The sequence below is a fragment of the Bacteroides sp. 14(A) genome (assembly GCF_000526555.1).
GTDB lineage: Bacteria > Bacteroidota > Bacteroidia > Bacteroidales > Bacteroidaceae > Bacteroides > Bacteroides cellulosilyticus.
Genome location: NZ_JAGH01000002.1, coordinates 918934 through 943948 on the forward strand (window position 1 = coordinate 918934; position 25015 = coordinate 943948).

General features: G+C 40.7%; 13 protein-coding genes. All 13 read left to right on the forward strand.

Annotation, left to right across the window (positions count from 1 at the left end; all coding sequences use genetic code 11):
* The first annotated feature begins 3 nt into the window (after positions 1 to 3).
* The 13 genes from K429_RS0111035 (at position 4) to K429_RS0111100 (ending at position 24483) form a co-directional block, all read left to right on the forward strand.
* Complete coding sequence (locus K429_RS0111035; protein ID WP_026366963.1) at positions 4 to 1695, forward strand: RagB/SusD family nutrient uptake outer membrane protein; 1692 nt, start codon at positions 4 to 6, stop codon at positions 1693 to 1695.
* A gap of 12 nt (positions 1696 to 1707) precedes the next feature.
* On the forward strand, positions 1708 to 2985 hold the full coding sequence (locus K429_RS0111040) for a histidine-type phosphatase (RefSeq protein ID WP_026366964.1): 1278 nt from the start codon (positions 1708 to 1710) through the stop codon (positions 2983 to 2985).
* Between the two features lie 304 nt (positions 2986 to 3289).
* A complete protein-coding gene (gene metK / locus K429_RS0111045; protein WP_026366965.1) occupies positions 3290 to 4582 on the forward strand; it encodes a methionine adenosyltransferase in 1293 nt (430 codons plus the stop codon).
* A 996-nt stretch (positions 4583 to 5578) separates the two neighbouring features.
* A complete protein-coding gene (locus K429_RS0111050) occupies positions 5579 to 7057 on the forward strand; it encodes a tetratricopeptide repeat protein (RefSeq protein WP_229098639.1) in 1479 nt (492 codons plus the stop codon).
* A 122-nt stretch (positions 7058 to 7179) separates the two neighbouring features.
* A complete protein-coding gene (locus tag K429_RS0111055) occupies positions 7180 to 7566 on the forward strand; it encodes a DUF3244 domain-containing protein (protein WP_081679776.1) in 387 nt (128 codons plus the stop codon).
* A gap of 12 nt (positions 7567 to 7578) precedes the next feature.
* The gene (locus K429_RS0111060; RefSeq protein WP_022208891.1) at positions 7579 to 8043 is read left to right on the forward strand and encodes a T9SS type A sorting domain-containing protein; all 465 of its coding nucleotides are present in this window, start codon (positions 7579 to 7581) and stop codon (positions 8041 to 8043) included.
* Between the two features lie 249 nt (positions 8044 to 8292).
* Positions 8293 to 14931: an FG-GAP-like repeat-containing protein gene (locus K429_RS0111065; protein ID WP_197031239.1), complete on the forward strand. Its 6639-nt coding sequence runs from the start codon at positions 8293 to 8295 to the stop codon at positions 14929 to 14931.
* A 7-nt stretch (positions 14932 to 14938) separates the two neighbouring features.
* Positions 14939 to 15232, forward strand: a complete 294-nt coding sequence (locus K429_RS0111070) for a hypothetical protein (RefSeq protein ID WP_007211503.1) — start codon at positions 14939 to 14941, stop codon at positions 15230 to 15232.
* A gap of 91 nt (positions 15233 to 15323) precedes the next feature.
* Complete coding sequence (locus K429_RS0111075) at positions 15324 to 15971, forward strand: DUF6563 family protein (protein WP_034752994.1); 648 nt, start codon at positions 15324 to 15326, stop codon at positions 15969 to 15971.
* 11 nt (positions 15972 to 15982) lie between these two features.
* Positions 15983 to 16636 (forward strand): hypothetical protein, encoded by a 654-nt coding sequence (locus K429_RS0111080; RefSeq protein WP_007211505.1) that lies wholly within the window; start codon positions 15983 to 15985, stop codon positions 16634 to 16636.
* Positions 16637 to 17325: 689 nt separating this feature from the next.
* Positions 17326 to 17808 (forward strand): T9SS type A sorting domain-containing protein, encoded by a 483-nt coding sequence (locus K429_RS0111090; RefSeq protein ID WP_026366969.1) that lies wholly within the window; start codon positions 17326 to 17328, stop codon positions 17806 to 17808.
* Between the two features lie 20 nt (positions 17809 to 17828).
* Entirely contained in the window at positions 17829 to 24026 is a 6198-nt protein-coding gene (locus K429_RS28665) for an RHS repeat-associated core domain-containing protein (protein WP_026366970.1), read from the forward strand.
* 34 nt (positions 24027 to 24060) lie between these two features.
* Entirely contained in the window at positions 24061 to 24483 is a 423-nt protein-coding gene (locus K429_RS0111100) for a hypothetical protein (protein WP_026366971.1), read from the forward strand.
* Positions 24484 to 25015 lie beyond the last annotated feature (532 nt).

Consider the following 25015-nt stretch of genomic DNA (forward strand, 5'->3'; position numbering starts at 1 on the left):
GATATGAAAAAGATAATTGCCTATTCATTCAATCTACTTTTCTTGGTCACGTTTCTGGCTTCGTGCCTGGGTGACCTCGATACCATGCCACTGGATAATAACCAGTTAGTGAGCGACCAGGTATATAAGACCAAGGACGGCTATACAGGCGTGCTGGCCAAGTGTTATTCATCTCTGATCCTGACAGGACAGCAGGGTGGCGATGGCGGCAATGGCGACTTGGAAGGTGCCAATGAAGGATATTCCGGTTATGTGCGTCTGTTGTTCTACTTGCAGGAGATGAGTACGGATAACTTCCTGATGCCTTCTTCCTCAAACGGTCTGCGTAAGTGCCTGAACCTGCAATGGGATGCCTCCAATGCTTCTGTTGTCACCTGGACTTACCAGCGGCTTTATATGAGCATTGCTTACTGTAACGAGCTGCTGCGCGAATGTACCGAAGGGAAGTTACAGGATAGAGGACTTTGGGAAGAAATGAAGGACGAATACATTGGTTACAGAGCCGAAGCACGTTTTATACGCGCATACTGCTATTCCATGCTTTGTGATTTGTTTGGTTCCGTGCCCTATGTGGATGAACATACAGGTGTGAAGGAAATTCCGGTTCAGTATACCCGTAAGCAGATATTTGAATATGCGGAAAGTGAATTACTGGCTGTTGAGAATGAACTGAAAGCTCCGGGAGAAAACGAATACGGACGGATTGACCGTGTAGCCGACTGGTTCCTGCTGGCACGTATGTATCTGAATGCCGAGTCCTGGATTCATGAAAATAAATACCAAGAGGCATATACGTATGCGAAGAAAGTAATTACAGACGGACACTATCCGCTGGCTTCCGACTATCGTGAAATCTTCCTGGCGGATAACAAAACCTGCAAGGAGATCATCTGGGGGTTGGTGCAGGACGGACAGCGTGCCCAAAGTTCAGCCGGAACAAACTTCTACGTAAAAGCTTTCGTGAATGGTCCGATGGACGAATTGTATAAGACAGGAGTCGGTTCGCGAGGTTGGGGTAATGTTCGTGCCAAGATGACATTGGTAGACGCCTTTGATGCGGATGATGTGGCGTTTGATGTCAATGATACCTGGGGTAACGGAAAGAAAGATAAACGTGCCCAGTTTATGACCGCCCTTCCGAATCAGGTGAAGGAAACCTGGGACTCGGAACTGAATATGACCAGCACCTTTACCTGTGGTTATGGTTATATCAAATGGAGAAATGTAACCAAGGATGATCAGCTCTGTACTTCGGGTGATGCTTATACCTCTATTGATTTCCCGTTGTTCCGCACCGCCGATGCCTACCTGATGGCTGCCGAAGCTATCTTGCGTGGCGCAAATGGTACGGAAACGGAAGCATTAGGCTACGTCAATGAAGTCCGGTCCAGAGCGTATATGTCCGGTAAATACGCGAAGAGCGGTGTCCGTTCGGATGTTTCAGGAGAAATCGGCCTCAATGAACTTTCTTTGAACTTTATCCTGAGCGAGCGTCAGAAAGAACTGGCATCCGAGCTGACCAGGCGCACTGACCTGATCCGTTTCGGTAAATATACGAAAGGCAATAACTGGGACTGGAAGAACGGTATCCGTCTGGGAGGAGATGTGGACGACAAGTATCAACTGTTCCCGATACCGGAAAGCGAATTGACCAACAACCCGGCGTTGAATCAGAATGACGGTTATAAACAATAAATGAAGAATAGAATGAGACTGAAACAATTACTGTTATGTGGTATGATGTGGATGTGCTGTGTTCCTCTTGGAGCGCAGACATCCAAAGAAGAAATGTTTTCTACTATTGAGAAAACGGGTGGAGTCTATTGGGCCTATCCACTTGATTTTGCACCGCAAACCCGGGCTCCCAAAGGATATAAACCATTCTACGTAAGCCACTATGGACGGCATGGTTCCCGTTATCTGATTGGTGACCGTGATTATAAATGGCTGGTCGACCTTTTTGAAGAAGCACATCGTGAGGGTGCACTTTCCGACTTGGGAGAAGATACCCGGCAGCGTTTGCTGAAGGTGTGGGAAGAAGCGGAAGGCCATGGAGGTGATCTGACCCCATTAGGTGTCCGTCAGCATCGTGGAATTGCAGAAAGAATGTATGCCGCATTTCCCGAAGCCTTTAAGGGCAATCCTTCCATTTCTGCCCGTTCTACGGTTGTGCTGCGTTGTGCGATGAGTATGGTGGCTTTTGGTGATCGTTTGAAGGAACTGAATCCCAATCTGCGCATTTCTTATGAAGCCAGCCATAAGTATATGGACTACTTGAATTACCATACGGACGAGTCCAATCGCTTTACTTCTTCCACTGACGGTCCGTGGGCTGAAGAATACAGAAAGTTTGAAGATGTTCACACCAATCCCGACCGCTTGATTGCTTCTTTATTTAAGGACAAGCGTTTCATACTGAAGAAAGTGAATCCGAAGGAAGTGATGTGGGGTATGTACTGGGTGGCGAGTGATATGCAGAATGCAGAGACGAAGGTTTCCTTCTATGATCTGTTTCAGCCCCAGGAGCTGTTTGATTTGTGGCAGTGCATCAATTATCGTTTTTATGTGGGCAATGCAAATCATGCCGACGGGAAAGGGATTGTTGTAGCCAATGCGAAATCATTGTTACGGAATATTCTGGATAGCGCCGATGAGGCTATTCAGAAAGGTGGCATAGCCGCTACCCTTCGCTTCGGGCATGATGGCAATGTGATTCCTTTGGTGGCATTGATGCAGATAGAGAATTGTAATGTTGCCGTAGATGATCCTTACGAGGTGTATAAAGTGTGGAGTGACTTTAAGGTAGTCCCTATGGCGGCTAATGTGCAGATTGCCTTCTTCCGGAATGAAAAAGGAAGTGCGGATGATATTCTGGTTAAGATTCTGCATAATGAGCATGAAGTACATATTCCGGTACAGACCGACCAGTTTCCTTTCTATAAATGGAGCGATGTGGAGAGTTACTACCGGAACTTATTGAAATAAAGCACAGTTTTAAAGTTAACAATATTGAAACTACTAAATGGGAAGTGTGCCGATGGGATATCGGTACACTTCTTTTGCTAATATAATGTTAATGCTTTCCTGTTTATATGCTATTTCATAAGAAAACCTTTATCTTTGCACCCGAAAATGAAATGTGGAAAGATTTGAGTAGCTTGCAACCACAGAAAAAAATGCTAAAACACATCCTTTTCTGACGATGCTCCGAGCATCGGGATATGCATGTCTACTCACCACCAGATCCCCGCTTTTCATTCTTTAATTATTCATTCTTTAATTTAGAAGTATGGGATATTTATTCACATCCGAATCGGTGTCAGAAGGACACCCCGACAAAGTGGCCGATCAAATATCGGACGCTGTGCTTGACAAACTGTTGGCTTACGACCCCAGTTCGAAAGTAGCTTGCGAAACTCTGGTAACTACCGGACAGGTGGTACTGGCTGGAGAAGTGAAAACCAAAGCGTACGTTGATCTGCAACTCATTGCGCGCGAAGTAATTCAGAAAATCGGCTATACCAAAGGCGAGTACATGTTCGAAAGTAACTCGTGCGGTGTATTGTCCGCCATTCATGAGCAAAGCCCCGACATTAACCGTGGTGTAGAACGTCAGGACCCTATGGAGCAGGGTGCAGGCGACCAAGGCATGATGTTCGGCTATGCTACTAACGAAACAGAAAACTACATGCCTCTTTCGCTCGACCTGGCACATCGCATCTTGCAAGTGTTGGCCGACATCCGTCGCGAAGGTAAAGAAATGACTTATCTCCGTCCGGACGCCAAGAGTCAGGTAACTATTGAATACGATGATAACGGTACGCCTGTCCGCATCGATACAATTGTAGTTTCTACCCAGCATGATGATTTCATCCGGCCTGCCGACGACAGCGAAGCTGCCCAGCTGAAAGCGGATGAAGAAATGCTTGCCACTATCCGTCAGGATGTCATCAATATCCTGATGCCACGTGTCATTGCTTCTATTCATGCAGAGAAAGTACTTGCATTGTTCAATGACCATATCACCTATCATGTTAATCCTACCGGAAAGTTCGTTATCGGCGGACCTCACGGAGATACCGGTCTGACGGGACGCAAGATTATCGTAGATACCTACGGTGGTAAAGGTGCTCACGGTGGTGGCGCTTTCTCCGGTAAGGACCCCAGTAAGGTAGACCGTAGTGCCGCTTATGCAGCCCGTCATATTGCCAAGAACCTGGTGGCAGCCGGTGTGGCTGACGAAATGCTGGTGCAGGTGTCTTATGCTATTGGTGTGGCTCGTCCCATCAATATCTATGTCAATACTTATGGCCGCGGCCATGTAAATATGAGCGATGGTGAGATTGCGAAGAAGATAGATGAACTTTTTGATCTTCGTCCGAAGGCTATTGAAGATCGCCTGAAGCTTCGTAATCCGATTTATCAGGAGACTGCCGCTTATGGCCATCTAGGTCGTGAGCCACAGATTGTTACCAAGCACTTCAAGTCTCGTTACGAAGGTAACAAGGATGTAGAGGTGGAACTCTTCACTTGGGAGAAACTGGATTACGTGGACAAGGTGAAAGCCGCTTTCGGTCTGTAATCTTTCTCTGGTTTTGTAATCAGCGTAGCTTTACAAGCTATTTATATAGAAGCCGTCCTGCTTCCTTTCGTGTGGCGAAAGGAGGGGACGGCTTTTTATTGTTCTCATTTTAGTATAGAGCTGTTTCTTGTAAATATGCTGTTTTGTTTGTTACTAACAAATAGTTTCATAGCTTATTGGCAAATGATTTCATTTGTTGTCAGCAAACGAATCTTTTCCTCTGGTTGTTCTTAAGGGAACAGAACGATTGTAGGGTGGGCTGGCAAATTGTTTTCTATTTATTGATGTTTTAATCAAATTGATGTTGTTTCTTTATTTTATGTGATTATAGGTATTTCTCAATTTTGCATTATAGAATATTCTATGAATAAATAAGGAATGTAAATTCGTTATTCTTGCATATTCTTACATGTTTCCGGGCTTCTTATGCAGAAAAGGGTTACTACTTATGGACCATAAGGTTACTACTTATAGGTGATATCATTACTACTTACGGTCAAAAGGGTTACTACTTATGGGTAGTGCACTTATTTGTGCCGGCAATTCTCCTTATATTTGTGTTTTTAGGGTAGTGTTTTACTCTAAAAGAAGTGTAAGTATTTCGATATATTATTAATAATCTGTGGCTTGCTGAATTTCGTTTGTTTCTTTTTACCTCCATGGTCAGTTGTTCGGGAATAATGCATTCTCAGACAATTAGAAATGCAAAGTGTCAAAATGATAATGGGCCACTATTTATGTTTCAACAGTTTACTTTCTCATTGGCTTTTTCCATGATTTGTTACTATCTTTGTTGTATTGAAACGAGAAGTCTAAAATAGCATGAAAAAACTGTTACCTGCTTTCCTGTTCTTCATATCATTTACTATTCTGCTGGGGGCATGTAGAAGAGGTTCTCATGCAGTCAGTTCTATTCTGTTATTGGCTGATTCGTTGATGCAGTCGCATCCTGACAGTTCGCTGCAATTGCTGGAAGCTATACCTGCACCGCAGGAGATGGGGAAAACAGACAGGGCATGGTATGCCTTGCTGCTTACGCAGGCGAAGTATAAGAATTATGTGTCGCTGGAGAATGATTCTTTAATACAGGTAGCTGTGGATTATTTTGAAAAGAACAGCGATAGAGAACAATTGGCAAAATCTTATTTTTATAGCGGGTGTGTGCATCGGGAGCAAGAAGACATATCTACTGCCATAAATCTATATTTGAAGTCATTGAGGACTATGCCGCAAGGAGGTGACTCGGTATTTTTGTCGATGGTATATGGACATTTGGGAGATTGCTATGGAGAACAATATTTGAATTCTGCTGCGATAGATGCACATAAGAATGCTTATGCTCTTTGCGGTACCGCGCATATTGATCGGGCTTTGTATGCCTTGTTGAAGATAGGAGACAATTACCTGATAAAAGATGATTCTGATAGTGCTTTCATTTATTATCAGCAGGCGAAGCTTCTGGCTGATTCTTTGCAAACTTCTGCCTTTAAACCTCTTATTTATAAAAATATAGCCGCTCTCTATAATGAGAGAGGAGAATATGAAGAGGCGAATAGTTATATCTCAGAAGCAATGAGAGACATAGAAGTGGAGGAAAGTCTTTATTCTATTTATTTCTTGAAGGGTGATATTATGAATCATTTGAATAAAAAAGATTCGGCTCTTTATTATTGGAATCTGGCTAAATATTCCTTTGATATTGAAACTAAAGCCTCTGCTTTTGATAGACTATTTGAATTAAACAAAGAGCAATCCCGCTGGCGAGAGGCTGCTTTGTGTGCCGATTCTTTCATCGTTTACTTTGATTCTATTCAAGCGAGTGCGTATCGAGCCGAAATTGGTGATTTGATGGACAATCATCAATTGGAAATCCATAAATACGCATTGTTGAAAGAGCATCAACTTGCAAAGAAAAAGATGATTTACTGTTTTTGGGGCTTATTTTTAGTATTGGCATTAATTTATATGTGGAGGGATAGATGTCGTAAGAATAAGTATATAGCTCTGCAAAAACAATTGAATGAGAATCGTGCGGAAATAATGATGCTGAGTGAAAGCTCTGCACCAATTGAAGAAAAAAGTGCAGAATTGCATGATCTGAAAGAAAAAAACTTGCAGATTTGTATTTCATTATTCGAAGCAACTGAGGGGTATAAGAAATTGAATGAGTTGAAAAATATGAAGCCTGGTAAACGCATTCTCAAAATTCAGGATTATAGGGAAAGGATTATTGGTGATATCCGGGAATCATTCTTAGATGTTATGAATAATTTGAGGGAGAATTGCCGTTCATTAACTAATGAAGATTTATTTTATTGCCTGTTGAGCCTGCTTCATTGTCCCAAAGATTTGCTTTTAGGTATAATGGATGCTTCTTCAGATGCTATAAAAGCAAGAAAACACCGGATTAAGGATAAAATGGATACTGTTCTTTTTGATAAGGTATTTGGTTCTGATAATCAAAAACTTATGTGATTGGCTCTATAGAGTGTTACTGTAAGTCTACATGAGTTTGTTACCTCTGTTACCTTTTTTTTCTTGATTTTCATAATAAAAATTTAGTTATTTGGAGCATCAACCAATTAATCTTATATATTATGAAAACAAAATTTTTATTCTTGTTATTGATAGGGATTTTATTATCAGTTCAGGTTGGGGCAGAATCTCAATCTATGAGGAAACGGATTATATTAAAAACTGCTACGAATACTTCTCAAGGCACTCCTCGTTCTGTAGATCCGGCTTCATGGATTATCGCTTGCTATGATGTTGAAGATAGTAAATTATTTATTGATATTCCTGTCCCATGTGGCACTTTAACTGTGAGCGTATCAGATTCTTTGACCGGTGAAATGGCTTACTATCAGTCGTACTTTGATGAAAGTTGTATAGTAGTAGACATGTCCGGCACGAAAGTGGGAGACTATGTGTTAGAGATTTCTATAGGAGAAACCTTGTTGTTGGGAGGATTCAGTATTGAATAAACACTACACATCATGAAGAATGACAAACGAATATTTAAACGGATAGCTGTCATATTCCTGCTATTCGTGGTTTTATCTATGTGGGCAGCCGCTGATGCATACGCCCAAAATAAAATCAAATATACCTATGACAGTGCCGGTAATAGGTTGTCTCGCCAAAAGGAAATTGTGGTTCAGACAAGGGGTGCTTTGAGCGATGAAGAAGAACCATCGGTATATGAAGAAGAACTTTCAGAAACGAAAGTTACTATTTATCCCAACCCGACAAAGGGAGTACTCAAAGTTGATATCTCAGGAGTTGAAAAGTTTGAGAACGCCCAAATATCTCTCTATGATCTTACCGGAAAGTTGTTGCAGCAGTGGGCGGGTATATCCCAGTCCAATACAATTGATTTATCCGAACGGACTCCAGGAATGTATATCATGCAGGTTGCCTACAATGGTAAGATTAGCAGCTGGAAAATAATTAAAGAATAAGATAACCTTAAAACACACTCCTCCATGAAAACACATTTATCATTGATATTTTTTATCGTGTTGTTCTCATCCTCTGTTCATGCACAACAGGGAAATACTAGATCATATCCAATTGAAGTTGGGACTTATAATTCTGAATTTGATTATTCTGATTCACAAAACACGGAAGATTTTACAAACAATTATACGGGGCGACCTTCCAATGATGTTTTTTATAAATTTACTATAAATACTAGGATGAAGGTCATCATGAAGCATTGCGAATCAGAGCTTTCTGATACCTATTTGAGCCTTTTGGATGCTTCCGGAAAATTAATTGACTATAACGATGATGCTGACTTCTCCATGGGCTGTGGCGGTGGTGCTGGAGAGGCTTATTTATCAAAGATACTGGATGCCGGCACGTACTACGTCGTGGCAGAAGGATATGAAGAGAACGGAGTTATTACTACTCAAATAACCGGGATATTTTTATCTTCAGAAGGGGATAGTCGACAGAGTGCTATTGACACCGGTACTTACAGCAAGAGTTTTGACTATTCTGATACACAGAATATGAGTCTTTTTTCTAATCAGTATGCAGCCGGAGAACAAGAGGACGTTTTCTATAAGTTCACATTAACCCGTAAAATGGCTGTAATAATAACTCATTGCGGATCAATGGTCTATGAAACTTGCGCCTATCTGTTGAATGCCGCGGGAGGTGTTATCGCTTCCAATGATTATTACTCAGATGATGGTCGCTGTTCTTCATCCTCTCATGCCTTTATACAGAGAACTTTAGAACCGGGCACCTATTATATAGTATCGGAAGGATATGATACAGCAGAACTTATTACCACCAATATTACCGGATATGCCTCGGAAGATTTTGATTATCCGGACATTCCCAACACATATAGTGCGGAACCGGAAGCCGTTGGCTCTCTTGGTGGAACTTTTGATGTATCGGCTACTGGAGCTGCTACGTATTCAATTCCTATTAAAATTCCGCAAGGTGTAGGAGGTATGCAACCTACGCTTGTTATCGTTTATAATAGTCAGGCGGGAAATGGAATGTTGGGTTGGGGATGTAATTTGTCGGGAATGTCAGTTATAACTCGCGGTCCGAAGGATATGTATCATGACGGTACAGCCAAGGCATTGACTTTCTCCGCCGATGAGGCCTATTATCTGGACGGCAAACGCTTGGTTTATTCTTCTGGCACTATAGGGCAAGAGGGAGCCGTATATTATCCGGAATCCGATCCTTTTACTAAAGTGATTGTTCATGGCACATACACTACTTCTACAGCTAATACATGGTTTGAAGTACAATCTTCTACCGGGCAGATATGTTATTATGGAAATACAACCGGTGCCCGACAAAGCTACACAGCCGGTAATTCCCCCAGAATCTATGCATGGTATCTGGATTACGTGGAAGATTCGTTGGGTAATTACATGAATTATACCTATAATAAGTGGAGTTACTGCATGTACCCCAACACTATAATGTATGGAAATAATAAGAATGGGAGTACCGGTTTACAGAATACGGTTACTTTCAGTTATGAAACTCGCTCCAATGATCCACAGCTATTTGTTATTGAAGGCGTAAAAGGAACCATGGATCGTAGACTGAAAACCATTACAAGCAAAACGGGAAGTTCGGTTTACCGTGTTTATGACTTGCAATACAATACCACCGGTGATGCTTCCGGTACTAAATATTCACGTCTGACAAGTGTTACGGAGAGGAATGGCGCCGGCGATGTTATGCAACCTGTTAAGTTAAACTGGTCTTATTTGCCTTCCCTATATAGTATTCCTGTTTCTCCTCAGGTGAATGCTGCTTCTGTTTATCCAGCAGTCGCATTTTCTGAACAGCAATTTATTGCTGGTGATTTCAATGGAGATGGTTTGACGGATATGATGGGAATCTCTCCTGTAAAGATACCGACAGGTACGAATTCTTGGACTTATGATACTTACGCTTATATATATTGGGCTTCGCTGGACTCTTCTGGAAATGTCCGATTTGTCGATGGAACGAATTATCGTCTTGGAGCAAGTTTTCAATTGTCTGACATGCAAGAGTACAAAGCGGGATCGTCCGTCATCGATTTTGATGGAGACGGTCTGAATGAATTTGTAGTACCACATGTAAGCATCAATGATCATTGGAAGCAAATAGCTTTTTATGTTTATGGAAACACGGTTCAGGGGGCTTTCGGATATAACTTACAATACAGCAGCGAAATGCCCGCCTATGCTACTGGTGATTTAAATAATGACGGAAAAGGAGATATTGTTTTCATAGAAAAGGGACATAGTGGTAACAGGTATCCGGGTGAAATTATTGGGCATAATTCAGGAACATCTTTATATCGCACGGCATTTAATTTGACTTTACCTTCTAGTCCTGATAAGGTATTTGTATCTGATCTCAACGGCAACGGGTTGGAAGATATGATGGTAATTTATAGTGGAGGTTATACCATCTTTTGGAATCAGGGTAACGGAATAACAGGAACCACCTTTTCGGATGCTAAGAAAACTACGGGAACCAATGTTTCTAAAGTGTGGATGATTCGTTCCGGTGATTTCAATGGCGATGGTTTAATGGATATCCTAATGAACAGTACCGGTGAAAGTAGTTGGTATTTTGCTTTGAATAATGGCAATGGAACTTTTACTAAGTCGCAGGCATGCACATTGGGGCTTTACGATCAGAGCTTTACTTCAAAAGATGATTCAAGGTTTGATTGCCTTATATATGATTTCGATCTTGACGGGAAATCGGATGTGGTGATAACCAAGGCCATGTATGATAAGAAGAGCGCTATATTTCAAGGTTCTTGGGGCGAATTCAATAAAACTTATACCTATTGGATGCATTCTACAGGAAGCGCGCTTACCATAGTGCGTTCGGCGACTTCTAACAGAGATGAAGATGCCCTCTCATCCCGTTATCTGGTGGGCGACTTCAACGGTGACGGTCAGGTGGAACTGATGAATTATGGTTACAATTGTTATAATAGTAGCGATGCAAACAGAGACCCTGTATGGCGATTATACCCTAATAGTAGTTACAATACAGACAAAGGTAAGGTAACTTCTGTTACCGGTGACTATGGCAGTGTGACGAATATTACTTATACCTCCCTTGTCAATGGCGGTATCTATACCAAAGGTACGGGTAGCAGTTATCCTGTTGCCGATTATACTTTGCCTTTGCATGTAGTAAAGAAAGTAAATTCGGATAATGGTGCGGCAGGCAGAACAATGACAACTAACTATCGCTACAGTGGCCTTAAAATGCATTTGCAAGGAAAAGGGCTGTTGGGAATGTCTTCCATGATAGCTGAGAATACGACGTTGGGAACGGTTTCTGAATCTGGTGTAAAAGCATGGAATACTTCCTTCTATATACCATCTGCTACCTATACTAAAAATACCATAGACGGCAGTACGGCTGAAACTAACACTACGCTGACTATTGTGGATAAAGGCTCCAGGAAATACTTTGCTTACCCTTCATCTACTACAGAGAAGGATCTGGATGGCAATATGATTACTACCACCCGTCAGTTCAATACTACCTATGGTTACATGACCCAGGAAAAGGCAGACTATGGTAATAACATGTATCGCACTGTTCAATATGGCAACTATACCCTTGCCGGAAAAACCTATCAGCCCCAGCTGATCACAAAGGTACAGAAGCATACGGACGACTCGTCGACTTTCACGCAGAAGATGGAAATCACGTATGATACCTCTAAAGGATATAAAACGAAGACTGTTGAAAATTATGGTTCCTCTTTGCCTTTAACTACTGAATTCACCTACGATACTTGGGGAAACGTGAAGACGGAGAAAGTCAGTGGCTCTGGAGTTTCCGCCCTTACCAGCAACTATGATTATGATACAACGAAACGTTTTATCGCTAAAACTTCTACTAATCCGTTGTCATCCATTATTGCTTATACATATGATACTTGGGGAAATGTCCTGACGGAAACTGACGAAAGTGATACTTCCAATAAGTTAACAACTAGGCATACGTTTGATGGATGGGGGAACAGACTGTCTACTCTTTTTCCCGACGGTACTAGGAGAAGTTATCTGAGTGGTTGGAATGTCAATTCAAGTAAACGATTCTTTACGCTTGCCCAAGCTACGGGAGAGCCCTGGATAAAAACCTGGTACGACAATCAGGGGCGTGAGGTATTGGTAGAAACAATCGGTCCCCAAAGTATGTCCATTAAAGAGGCTACGACTTATAACAACAAAGGGCTGATCACTCAGAAAAAGACAGAAACTGGCAATCTTACCACGACGGAGAACTATACGTATGATGCTCGTGGGCGAGTGCTGACCCAAACAAGCAGTGCAGGGAGATCCGTTTCTTACGCTTATGGGAACCGTACAGTATCGAGTACCACAAACGGGAAAACTTATACCCAAGTCTATGATCCCTGGGGTGGAGTGAAATCCGTGACCGATCCGGTTTCCAGCATTGCCTATACTTATAAGTCACTGGGAAAACCTCAAAAGATAGTCACAGGTGGAGCTACTTTCACTATGACTTATTATGACACGGGCAAGCAAAAGACGTTGACCGATCCCAATGCAGGTACCATAACCTATACGTATGACGCTGCCGGACGATTGAAAACTCAGGTTGACGGGAAAAGTAAAACCACGACAAATACCTATGATGTGCTGGGGCGTATGTCCTCTTCCGCAACGGATGGTGTAACTACGACCTATACCTATGGAACGTCCGGCAACAACTTGCTGCGTCTGACAAAGGAACAGACGGGTAATAATTACACGACTTATACGTATGACAATTACGGTCGTACGAGGACTGAGACACGTCAAATAGAAGGAACAGGTGCTTTGGCATTTACTTACTCTTATAACTCACAGGGGCAACTGAGTAATATTGCCTATCCTGGATCTTTGACCGTCAGTCGCAACTATGACGCTTATGGCAATCTGCGACAGGTGCTGGCAGGTACGCAAAATATCTGGGAACTCACGGGAGCTACCGGAACTGTCACTACTACCAAACTTGGCGGTACATTGATTTCTACCGAAACCCGTAATTCGCAAGGCTTACTTAGTAACCTGAAAACGATGAAAGGCACTACGTCGCTGCATAATATGAACTATGTGTTTGATGGTGCTACAGGCAATCTTACTTCGCGTACGGGTATGATTGGGCAAACGGAAACCTTCACTTATGACAGTGCAGATCGTTTGACTGTTGTAAAGCAAGGTAGTTCTACAGTCATGAACATGGGTTATCATGCCAATGGTAATATTGTTTCTAAAACAGGCTTGGGTTCATACAGTTATGACAAACCTCATGCGGTAAGTACCGTTGACAATACCGGTGGCCTGATTTCCGAGAATAACCAGACCATTGCGTATACTGCATTTGATAAAGTTTCCTCTATCAGTGAAACGGTCGGTTCGAACAATTACCTGTTGAACATCACGTATGGTCCTGATCGCCAACGTTGGAAATCTACGTTGAAGACGAACAATGCGGTTGCACGTACGACTGTATATGCGGGCGATTATGAGATGGTCACCGAAGGCGGTGTAACGAAACAATTATATTATCTTGGTGGCAATAACGGTTTGGTAGCGGTATATGTGAAACAATCCGGGCAGCCTGATAAGATTTATTATGCCCACAAAGACCATTTGGGCAGTGTTGTGAAGTTGACCGACAATGCGGGTACTGAGGTTTTCAAGGCTTCATACGATGTCTGGGGCAGACGTACGGTAGCTAATAATACCTTCAAGTTCCACCGTGGCTATACGGGACATGAACATCTGGATGAGTTCAAGCTGATAGACATGAATGGCCGTATGTATGATCCGTTACTGGCTCGGTTCTTGAGTCCTGATCCGTTTGTTCAGATGCCTGATTTCTCACAAAATTTCAATCGATATACTTATTGCTTGAATAATCCGTTAATATATACGGACCCGAGTGGGGAGTTTTGGCATCTCATCATTGGTGCGGCTATCGGAGGAGCAATAAACTGGGTTGCCAATGGTGCGGATTTAAGCTGGGAAGGATTGTCCTATTTTGCTACAGGTGCCGTTTCCGGTGCATTGACCGCTGCTTTTCCCGGTGCCGCTATCGGCATTACGGCCGGTGCCGGTGCTGCCAATTCTGCGATTGGTCAGGGTTTTAACAATGGGTGGAACAATATCAATCTGCAGCAAGTTGCATTTGACGGTATAATGGCCGGTACGATGGCTTACGTTGGTGGTGAAATTGCAAGTAAGTTCGCCGGTCCCGTTCAGAAACTGACGGAAAAGATATCGTCTCCGATGCTTCGGGAACTGATAGTGCATGAAGCTTCCGGTCTACCTTTCGGTACAGTGATGGGTGGGATAATGGCTGTAGCTGATGATGACCCTAATACCTCCTTCTTGGACGGAATGTGGAGCGGTGCCAAAAAGAGCTTCGTGACAAGCGGATTATCGGCAGTTGGGAGTGCGGCGAATTATTCTTTGGATAACAAAGTGGGCATGCTTACAGGGATTCCCAAAGGAGGCGAGGTAAGGGTTGGACGTTGGATGTCTGAAAATGAGTATAATATAATGAAGAAAACGGGACGTATGGTGGAAGGACCGGAGGGATTGACATTTGTCGCAACTGGAGGATCTGATGCTTTTCAAGGAGCCAAAGTAGGTTCTGTATATGTTGAGTTTAAAGTACCTAAGAATAGTCTAATACAAGGCGGAAAACCTAATTGGTATAAAACTGTTGGTCCCAGTGCTAAGGGAAGTCAAATACGTGCTTTAAACAAACAAGGTGGTCAAATGTTGCCTAAAGTACGTAGTTTATCACCGATATTGAAAATTAAATAATAAGACAATGAAAGATTTAGGATGGGTTCAGAAAAATCTGATTCCACATTTAATAGATTATACTATTGAATGTAACTATTATAGCGAAGGCGATTTTGGTTCTCTTTATGCGATTACCTTTGAATCATCCCAAAAAGGAGGATATATTCATTTTTGGGGTTCAGGTTGGTTTGGAGTCGATGTTTATGATTATGAAAAAGATGAAGAGGTTCTTAATGTTTTATTAGAAGATAATGAAATAGAGGAACAGGATCAACTTCTTGAAAAACTGAAGAAAATATTATTACCAGACATGGAATAATATAGGTTGAGTGCAACCCGTCCAACCGGATATATCATCCGGTTGGACGGAAAACATTGAATATTTAAAATCATACTCAAATACAAATTTTATGATACGGAATAAACACATCTTAGGTTTGATGCTGTTGCTATTTGCAACTGCCTCTTTTGCTCAGAGCAGATATGCTCTTTCATTTTCCGATTACATGGATGGAAAGTTTACTGCATTGGAGAATCTCACTATTGAATCCAGGTCTAAAAGTAAGAGATTTTGGAATGGAGGTGCTGATTTTAAACCAGAGACAGGTAATAAGGAGACGGATAAGTTATTAAAGAAAGATGTAAAGTATATCATACATCAGGATACCTTGTATGTAAACTGCCGCCAGTTAAGGTATCAGGGATGTAAGTTTGGCAGCTGGTATGCGCCTGGTTTTCGTTTTGGTACCGGTAGGATTTGTTTCATCAGCACTAAGATTGGCAAGGAACAGACGAGTGAAGCTGTCACTGCCGGCATACTCTTTGGTGCTATAGGTGGGGCGATCGTAGCATCTAAGCAACTGAAAAATAAGGCTTGTTATCTGATAGAGTCTGACGATAAAGAAGTGAAACTTATTACCAAAAACAATATGAGGACTATTTTGCTGAATTATCCAGAGTATTCGCAAGAGTATAACGCTCTCCCGGAGAAAGAGAAAGAATCGGCTGCTGTAATCATAGAATTTCTTGTGAAGACCAATTTACTAATGAGATATTAAAAAACTGTTAGATGAAGATTATGAAATATATATTGTTGACGTTTGCCTTGTTTTACTTGAATGTAAGTATTTGGGGACAAGAGAAGAGCATTGGTATTACGCTTGAAGATGTGGCCGGAATGAAGGAAAAGGAAAAAGAACAGGAGAAAGCTATGCGAACTCCGAGAAATACGTTCATTGTCAATTTGGGTTATGGTTGGATAACGAGCAGGGTAGAAATGCGTTCGGGCACTTACAAGTGGAAAGGAGGTCCGGAGTATAAAGTGGCGTACAACTGGGTTGGTAAAAAGGGTTATGGATTCGGACTGGAGTGTGCAGCTTTCAGCACTGATTTTCCTGAAGAAACTGTGACATTGGGATATGTGGCTCCTTCCTTAGTTTATTGTCAGAAGATTGATGAGAAATGGATAATCAGAGGAACTGTGAGTTTTGGGTATGCCTGGAATGGTGCAGGCAGAGACCGATTCTCGGGGATAGCAGCCGAACTAAGTTGGGGAGTAGAGTATATGTTGAATAGAGTGATAGGGCTGGGACTGGGTGTGGAATGGTGGCGAGCTTCTCTCACTCGTCCTGATGACTTCAGTTCTGCGGTAATTGTGATTGATAGTGAACGTCATGGAGTAAATCGTTTGGGAATTCAAGGTGGACTGAGATGCTACTTTTAAATCGTTTTCTATAATCGGTGGTTATGTCTTTTTAACCAATCATATCTTACAGTTCTTTCAGCCCTTGTCAACTGCCCTGTTCATCGGCCTTCCGGCTGAAAGTATTTCCTGAAAGGAAAGATTCTTTGCTTTCAGCTTTCAGCCGATATTGTAATCATGAGATTCTTCATGCTTAATAAATGCTATTTCATTAGAAACTTTAGTATTGGAAAATTCACGTATTTCACTGTATTGGATCTATAGATGGAAGGTGTTGGATCTATAGATGGGAGACGTTGGATCTATAGATGGGAAACGCTGGATATATAGATGCGTCATTGAATTTTATTAGATAGTATTTTTCAGTAAATATCATTGCTTGTTTTGGGGTAAAAGAAGCAATGATAACCATTAAAACATTGCTTCTTTTCCTGCGCGTTTTTATGCACAGTGACTATTCTCCTTGTCAACTTGACCCTTGTTTCACTAAAGAAGTATTGGCTGAAAGCTGAAAGCAAAGAATCTTTCCTTTCAGGAGATACTTTCAGCCGAAAGGCCGATGAACAGGGCAGTTGAGGAGAGCTGAAGAGCTGTAAGATGAAAAACAACTTTTCTTGCTGAAGTAGGTTTGTTACCACTGTTACCATATAATATTTTGTTTTTATGTGAAAGTTGTGGTTATTTGAAGCGTCAATAAAATCTTATATCACATGAAAACAACATTTCTACTTTTAAGAATTCAAACATCTAAACGGATAGTTGCCATATTTCTGCTATTCGTGGTTTTATCTATGTGGGCTGCTGCTGATGCATACGCCCAAAACAAAATCAAATATACCTATGACAGCGCCGGTAATCGGTTGACTCGTCAAAAGGAAATTGTGGTTCAGACAAGGGGAGTCTTGAGCGATGATGAAGGAGAGCCTTCCATATATGAAGAAAAACTTTCGGAAACTAAGGTGACAATTTATCCCAACCCTACCCGTGGTATGCTCAAAGTTGATATTTCAGGAGTTGAGAAGTTTGAGAATGCCCGAATATCTCTCTATGATCTTACCGGGACATTGCTGCAACAATGGGGCAGTATATCTCAGTCCAATGCGGTAGATATATCTGATCGAACTCCGGGGATGTATATCATGCAGATAGTCTATAATGGTAATACCAGTAGTTGGAAAATAATTAAAGAATAACCTAAAGCTAATACGCTATTATGAAGAGAAGAATATTTTTTATCTTGGTACTGTTATGTACCTTATCAGGATATGCCCAAATCTCAGTAGGCCGGGATTCTCTTGTTATAGATCCATTAAAAGATGAATTCATGCAAGAAGCTGATGAAGACGGACTGTATAAAATCGTGACAGAAGTCAATGAGTTGTCGTCGGAAGACAGTGCCGTCCGAAGTGAAGTTCTTTCGTTAGACGCCCCTCTCTTGAAGCCCCCGTTGAAACCATTAGATCCGTTTGAACCGTTAGATCCTCTTTTGCCGGCGCCTCCATCCCTGCCCGAATTGCCAAGCACGGTAGAGATAGACCGGGCAAAAGCAGTAGGTGAAATACCTATTCAATCGAGAATAGAAAATGGCTCACTCACATACAGTGTACCTATTGAAATATATGGAGGGAAAAACGGACACCAACCCGCTCTTGCCTTATCTTATAATAGTCTGATGGGGAATAGTATTGCCGGATACGGGTGGTGTATAGGGGGATTATCCTATATATCTATTTGTAATTCAAACTATTATTATGATGGAAGCAATGCAAAACCGGCTAGTTTAGATAAGAATTCTGCCTATTCATTAGATGGGAGTCGGCTTATTAAGATATCAGAAACGTCTTCTCAAATCGATTATCAGACAGAGCATGGCAATGTGAAAGTTACATTTTATGCACCATCAGGAAAATACTATTTTGATGTTTGGTATCCGGATGGAAAGAAAGTAACTCTTGGATATTCCACCAATACATCGGCACAAATCACTTACCCGATTACTAAAAGTGTAGATGCATTCGGAGGGTATATTGATTTTACTTATCTGTTGGATAATAACGTCTATTATGTCACCGAGATCAAATATGGCAGCAATTCTACTCAATATGGTGCTGTAAAGTTTACCTATCAGACAAGAAGCGATGTTCAATCTTCTTATATAGCGGGGCGGCTGATGAAGGATAGTAAGTTATTGTCGAAGATAGATACATATTATCAATCATCAATGCTTCTTAGTACTTATACGCTGAGTTATGGCACAAGTATATATAGTTTCTTGTCTAAAATCAGTCTTAAATCGAATGGCAAAGAAGTTAATCCGCTGATGTTCTATTATGGAGGTGAGTCTGACGAAAGTCGTTTCCAGATAAGCACGGCTTTTCTTGAAACTTATTTTGCTAACAGTAAGGCTCCTGATCTTATCCTGCATAAGGGTAAGTTTAATTCTCTTACCCGGAGTGAGGGACTCGTTGCCTATCCTAATTTTGAATCTTATGGTATAACCGCTTATGATAAAAAAGGAAATTACCAGTATGGAAGTAAATATGATCCTGCACAGAATCTGTTGGTTTATAAGAATCTCGGAGATTACCTCTGTTCACCGGTAAAGATTCAGGCAGGTAATGGATTCCAGAAATTATATCCTGTTGATATAGATGGCGATGGAAATGATGAACTGGTTAGAATTAATTATTGGTTGCATGATCAGAACAGCGCCAAAGTAGATATTACTACCTATGATAAGAATATGACAGCCCGGAATGCATCTTTCTTATTAGAAGGAACATTTGCAGAAGGCAGCAGGCAAAGTGCTGTTCCCAGATTATTCATTACCGGAGATTTCAATGGAGATGGGAAGATGGAATTGGTTGCCGTTTCGGGTAACAAACTTCCGAAGGGGGAAACCAGGACATGGTCAAGAACCACTATGTTTAATCTGGAATTGAGGACTAAGATATATGATCAAACTCCATTCTTATTTGATTATTTTAAAGATGCGCTTTTTTCTGTCGATTATAACGGGGACGGGAGAACGGACATTTGCCTCATAAACGGAATTGGAACTTATATTTACTCATATCAGGGAGGTGCTTTTGTGCAGATTGCATATACAAGCGGCATTAAGAGCACAGATATATCGGGTGCTTCCAAAAGAGAATTGTTGGTTGAAGATATTAACGGTGATGGGCTCACCGATTTTCTTTTAGGTCCGAAGAAGAATGATTACTGGATTGAAATGAAAAAACGCCCTTGTGGTGAATGTAGTGGCTGTAGAGGTGAGATTATTGATGATCCGATAATAAAGGATCCCTTTCTTCCTAATAATGGTGGTAAGGTTGATATCGATAAGGCTTTTGAATTTACCACTCCGTGTATTAGACCCATTTCTTATCCGGTAACTCACTATAATAGTACGTATAAAACCTGGACTGCTTTATTGGCAACCGGTAGTGGATTTGTAAGCAGCACATTTGAGTTTTTATCTAATTCCGATACCAATTATCAGTTTCTGTTTCATGATCTGAATGGTGATAAACTTCCCGATTTAGCTGTAAAATCGGGAACTCAAATCAGTGTACATCTGAACCAGAACGGTAAACTGAATACTGTGGCCGAATCTGCAAAAGTGACTGTAGATTCTGATTCTCATTTTATAACAGGAACTATAGGAGATGGTTATAGTTGTAGGACCAGCCAATTGCTAAGTATTAAAGATGCCACTGTCACTCCAATTTCCTTTACACGTAATGATGCCCGGGGAAGAATGCTAACCGGCATGATTAACAGTTATGGAGTGATTGAGAAATTTGATTATGAAAATCTTACTAATGGCAGTATGTATTGGACGACATCTGGTTATAGTACAACTTTCCCATACAATAAATTATATATGGACATCAATGTTGTCAGCAATACATATTCTTTTTATGGCAATACGTATTTGTCTTCTAAATCATACTATTACAATGATGCCGTTACACATCGCCAAGGATTAGGATTCAGAGGATTCAGGAAAATTACAATGCATGATAATATGAAAGGGACTCAGGTTGAACTGACTTTTGATCCAATGAAGTTTGGAGTTATAACCCAGTTAGTTAATCCTATGTCTGAAGCTTCTTATTATTATACTGTATCTATTGCCTCAAATAAGGTAGCCAAGATAGCATTGAGCAATAAAACAGAAAAGGATAAATTAAAGAACACAACTGTTAGTTCTAATTACATTTATGATACTTATGGTAATGTGACCCAAGAGACGGTTACTTACAGTGACGGCCTTATAGTAACAACCAACAACTCTTACCATAACACAAATGATGCTTCTACTTACAGGATAGGTTTTCTGTACGATCAAGTAACCACAAAAACAAGAGATGGCTCAACATGGGTTGACAGGAAGTATATACCTGTATATTCTAATCAGCTTCCGGTTGTAAAAGTACACTATGCAAATAATAAAGCGATTTCTCAAGTCAACTATTCATATCAAGATGGGTTGGTATCCCAAGAGTCTTTAAGAGAATATGCGTCGACTACCAATCTAATTACAAAGTATGAATATGATTCTTATGGGAGGGTAATAAAGAAAATAGATCCTTTGGGATTGATTGAAACATATACATACAATTCAAAAGGGCAACTGTCCTCCATGAAAAATCATAAGAACCAGGAAACCAGCTTCAACTATGATGATTTTGGCAGAAAAGTTAAGAGTGTCAAACCTGATGGTGTCATAGAAACGACTTCGTTTTCATGGGCTACTTCTCCGGCTTCAGCTTTATGGCTTTCCACTGTTTCCGTTACAGGTTCTCCGGCATCTCAAACTTATTACGACGCTTGGGGTAGGGAAGTAAGAACAGGAAAACAACGTTTTGATGGGAATTATGTTTATACAGATAATGTATATGATGAGAAAGGAAGTTTGGCTAAAGTTTCCATGCCATTTAAAGGGAGTGCGCCCGCACAATGGAACGTATATACTTATGATGCTTATGACAGGGTTGTATCATTGAAATATGCTTCGGGCAAGGAAGACACATTTTCGTATTCCAATACGAGTATTACCTTAGTGGTGGACGGCGTATCAAAAACAGAGAAATATAATGCTTCCGGAGATATAATATCAGTTACCGATCCCGCAGGTACTACTACTTATAATTATAGACCGGACGGGCAAATGATTAGCGTAGTTGCTCCGGGGCAGATTACAACTACATTCGGGTATGATGATTTTGGAAGACAAACTACAATGAACGATCCGAGTTTGGGCATTATCCGATATGCTTATGACACTATGGGAAATGTTGCCCAGGAAACTGACGCCAATGGAAATGTCACGAAGAAAACTTATGATAATTTCCATCGCCTGATTAAAAAGGAGGTTGCCGGGCAGACAATAAACTACGGCTATAATGCTGACAACCTCATAGAATCTGAGGTAAGTTCAAACGGGACGTCCAAAGCCTATACTTATGATGCTCTGATGAGGCTAAATACTCTGAAGGAAACGAATGTGGATGGAAAGTGGCTCAAAAAAACATTTATTCACACCAATGGGTGTATATCGGATCTGACGTATGCCTCCAATATCGGTAATATTGTGACTGAAAACTATACATATTCTTATGGTAATCTTTCAGAAGTGAAACTTAATAACTCGACATCTATCTGGAAGTTAACTTCTGAAAATGCGTTAGGATTGACGACCGGTGTAAACACAGGAATTTTAACCCGCACCTATTCTTATGACGCGAACGGGGCTCCAACAGGTAGAGTAGTTAAAAATGGTTCTACAGTTATTCAGAATTCCGGATATAACTTTAATGCCAAGACAGGTAATCTGAACTGGAGAAAAGACAATGTAAGGAACATTCAGGAAAACTTTGGTTATGACAATCTGAACAGATTGACAAGTTTTGCCGGAAAAACGGCTACTTACAGTAACAATGGAAATATAACCAATATATCTAATGTAGGAACTTTTACTTACAATGCCGAAAAACCTTATGCTATAGCATTGATTACTCCTTACGGCACGGAAGTTCCACTTCGGGAACAACAGATTATTTATAATGTTTTAAGAAGACCGGAGACTATTACTGAAAATGGTTATGTAGCAACATTTACATATAATGGGGAAGGCAATAGAGTCAAAATGAATCTGAAGAAGAACAATCAGGTCCAACTCAATAGATATTATTGGGGAAATCAATATGAATTCGAGACAGGAGTTGCGGGTTCAAAGGAAATTCTGTACCTTGGCGGCGATGCGTATTCAGCGGCGGCAGTGTATGTGAAAGAAGGTTCAGGGGCTTGGGTTGTTTATTATCTGTGCAGGGATTATCTGGGCAGTATAACTCATACCGTTAATTCTTCAGGTGGGTTGAAGCAGGAGCTAAGTTATGATGCATGGGGGAGGTTGAGGAATCCTGCTAACCAAACTTTATATGCGGTTGGTGCGGAACCTACGTTATTCTTGGGCAGAGGTTATACCGGGCATGAGCATCTGACAGCTTTTGGTTTAATTAATATGAATGCAAGGCTTTATGATCCGGTTATTGGTAGATTTCTATCTCCTGATCCGCAGTTGCAGGAACCGTATTCGAGCCAGAATTATAACAGATATTCTTATTGTTTGAATAATCCGTTAAAATATAATGACCCCAATGGAGAGTTCATTTTTGGTATTTTCAATTTTGTGAAAGATTTATTTGTAAATACTTTCATAAAGTCCTGGTCGAAAGGCATTAACGCATGGACTAAAAAAGAGAATTGGCGTTCCACAATTAATGCCTTTAAACTTGATCTTGGTTTGTTTAAGGGAGGTTTCTGGGATGTGGTGTCAAGACTTACATGGCAATTAGCGCAAACAGGTTTGGGTAATTTGGTAAACCAAGTTCTGAATACTTGTTATCTCGTTAATGAAGTGAACTACTTTGATGGTGCGGTAGTGATTGATTCTAAAATAGATGTGGGGGGAATGACATTAAGTAATTACATATTGGGCCCTCCGGGCTTCAAACCTGATTTTAGAGACCATTTGTTTGTACATGAGTATGGACATTATTTGCAAAGTAAAAAACTTGGGCCTGCATATCTGTTTGTTGTAGCTAAGCCAAGTCTTTTAAGTTCGACATTTGATAAGAATAACCATGGTAATCGATGGTACGAAACTCATGCTAGCAAATTGGCGGCAAAATATTTCGACAAGAAATATGGTACGGGGGCAGAGGCGTATCAGGAGTATGTAAATCAAGGGGAGAACCCTTATGAGTATGATGATATTTTTAATGTGGATGTGTTCAAAAATGGAGGTAGTCCTGCGTATAATCATCCAAGAGGACGTTCTTATAAAGAACCTCATCCTACCAAGCCTAAATGGAATGGTTGGCAAGACATATTCTTTTTCTAAAAATGCAGGTCAACTAATTAAATAAATAGAAGATATGAAGTTTTTAAAATTTTCACTAATTGCTTTAATCCCTTTTATTTTATGGGGATGTCCAGACAGAGATATACCATTCGATTCAACTGTTATATTTATAAATAACTCGGATAAGACATTGCTGGATTATTGTAGAGATAATTATTATCCTGATACTACAATACAGGTTAAGAGTAATGTTTTTGATGATAGAATTAAAAAATTCGCTATAGCCCCCCATTCGGTTCGTAGAAAGCAAACTAGTTGGAGGTATGAAATGAAACAGCCATATTCTACAGGTGTCATGACAATCTTTCTTTTTGACATGGCTGTCGTTGACTCTGTTCCTTGGGAGAAGATCCGTGAAGATTATCTTGTAGCAAAAAGGTATGAGTACACTCTTGAACAGCTTGATAGTTTGAATTGGACGATTACATATCCATAATAGAATAATGAAATACTAAACTAATACATAATATGAAATACTTAAAATTTGTTTTGTTGTTTCTTATATTATTCTATTCGTGTGCCTATCCGGATAGGGATCCCGCTCCCGATTCAACGGTTTTTTTCGTGAACAATTCCGATAAATCGTTGCTAGAATATAGTGTTACGAATTATTATCCTGATACTTTAATACATACTGGTAACCCTTTTGCCAGATTGGTAAAATTATTCGTAATAGAACCATATTTTACAAGTAAAAGGGGAACCTGTTGGAAGAGTTATTTATCCAAATCTTCTACAGGTGTCATGACAATTTTCCTTTTTGATAAAGCTGTCGTCGATACTGTTCCTTGGGATAAAATTCGTGAAGATTATCTGGTTGCTAAAAGATATGAATATACTCTTGAACAACTAGACAGCTTAAATTGGACGATTACTTACCCATAGTAATTTTTACGCTAAGGAATCCATTCAGCCGGATAACATATCCGGCTGAATGAAATATCGTGAGTGAAGCTAAGAGGGGGGCA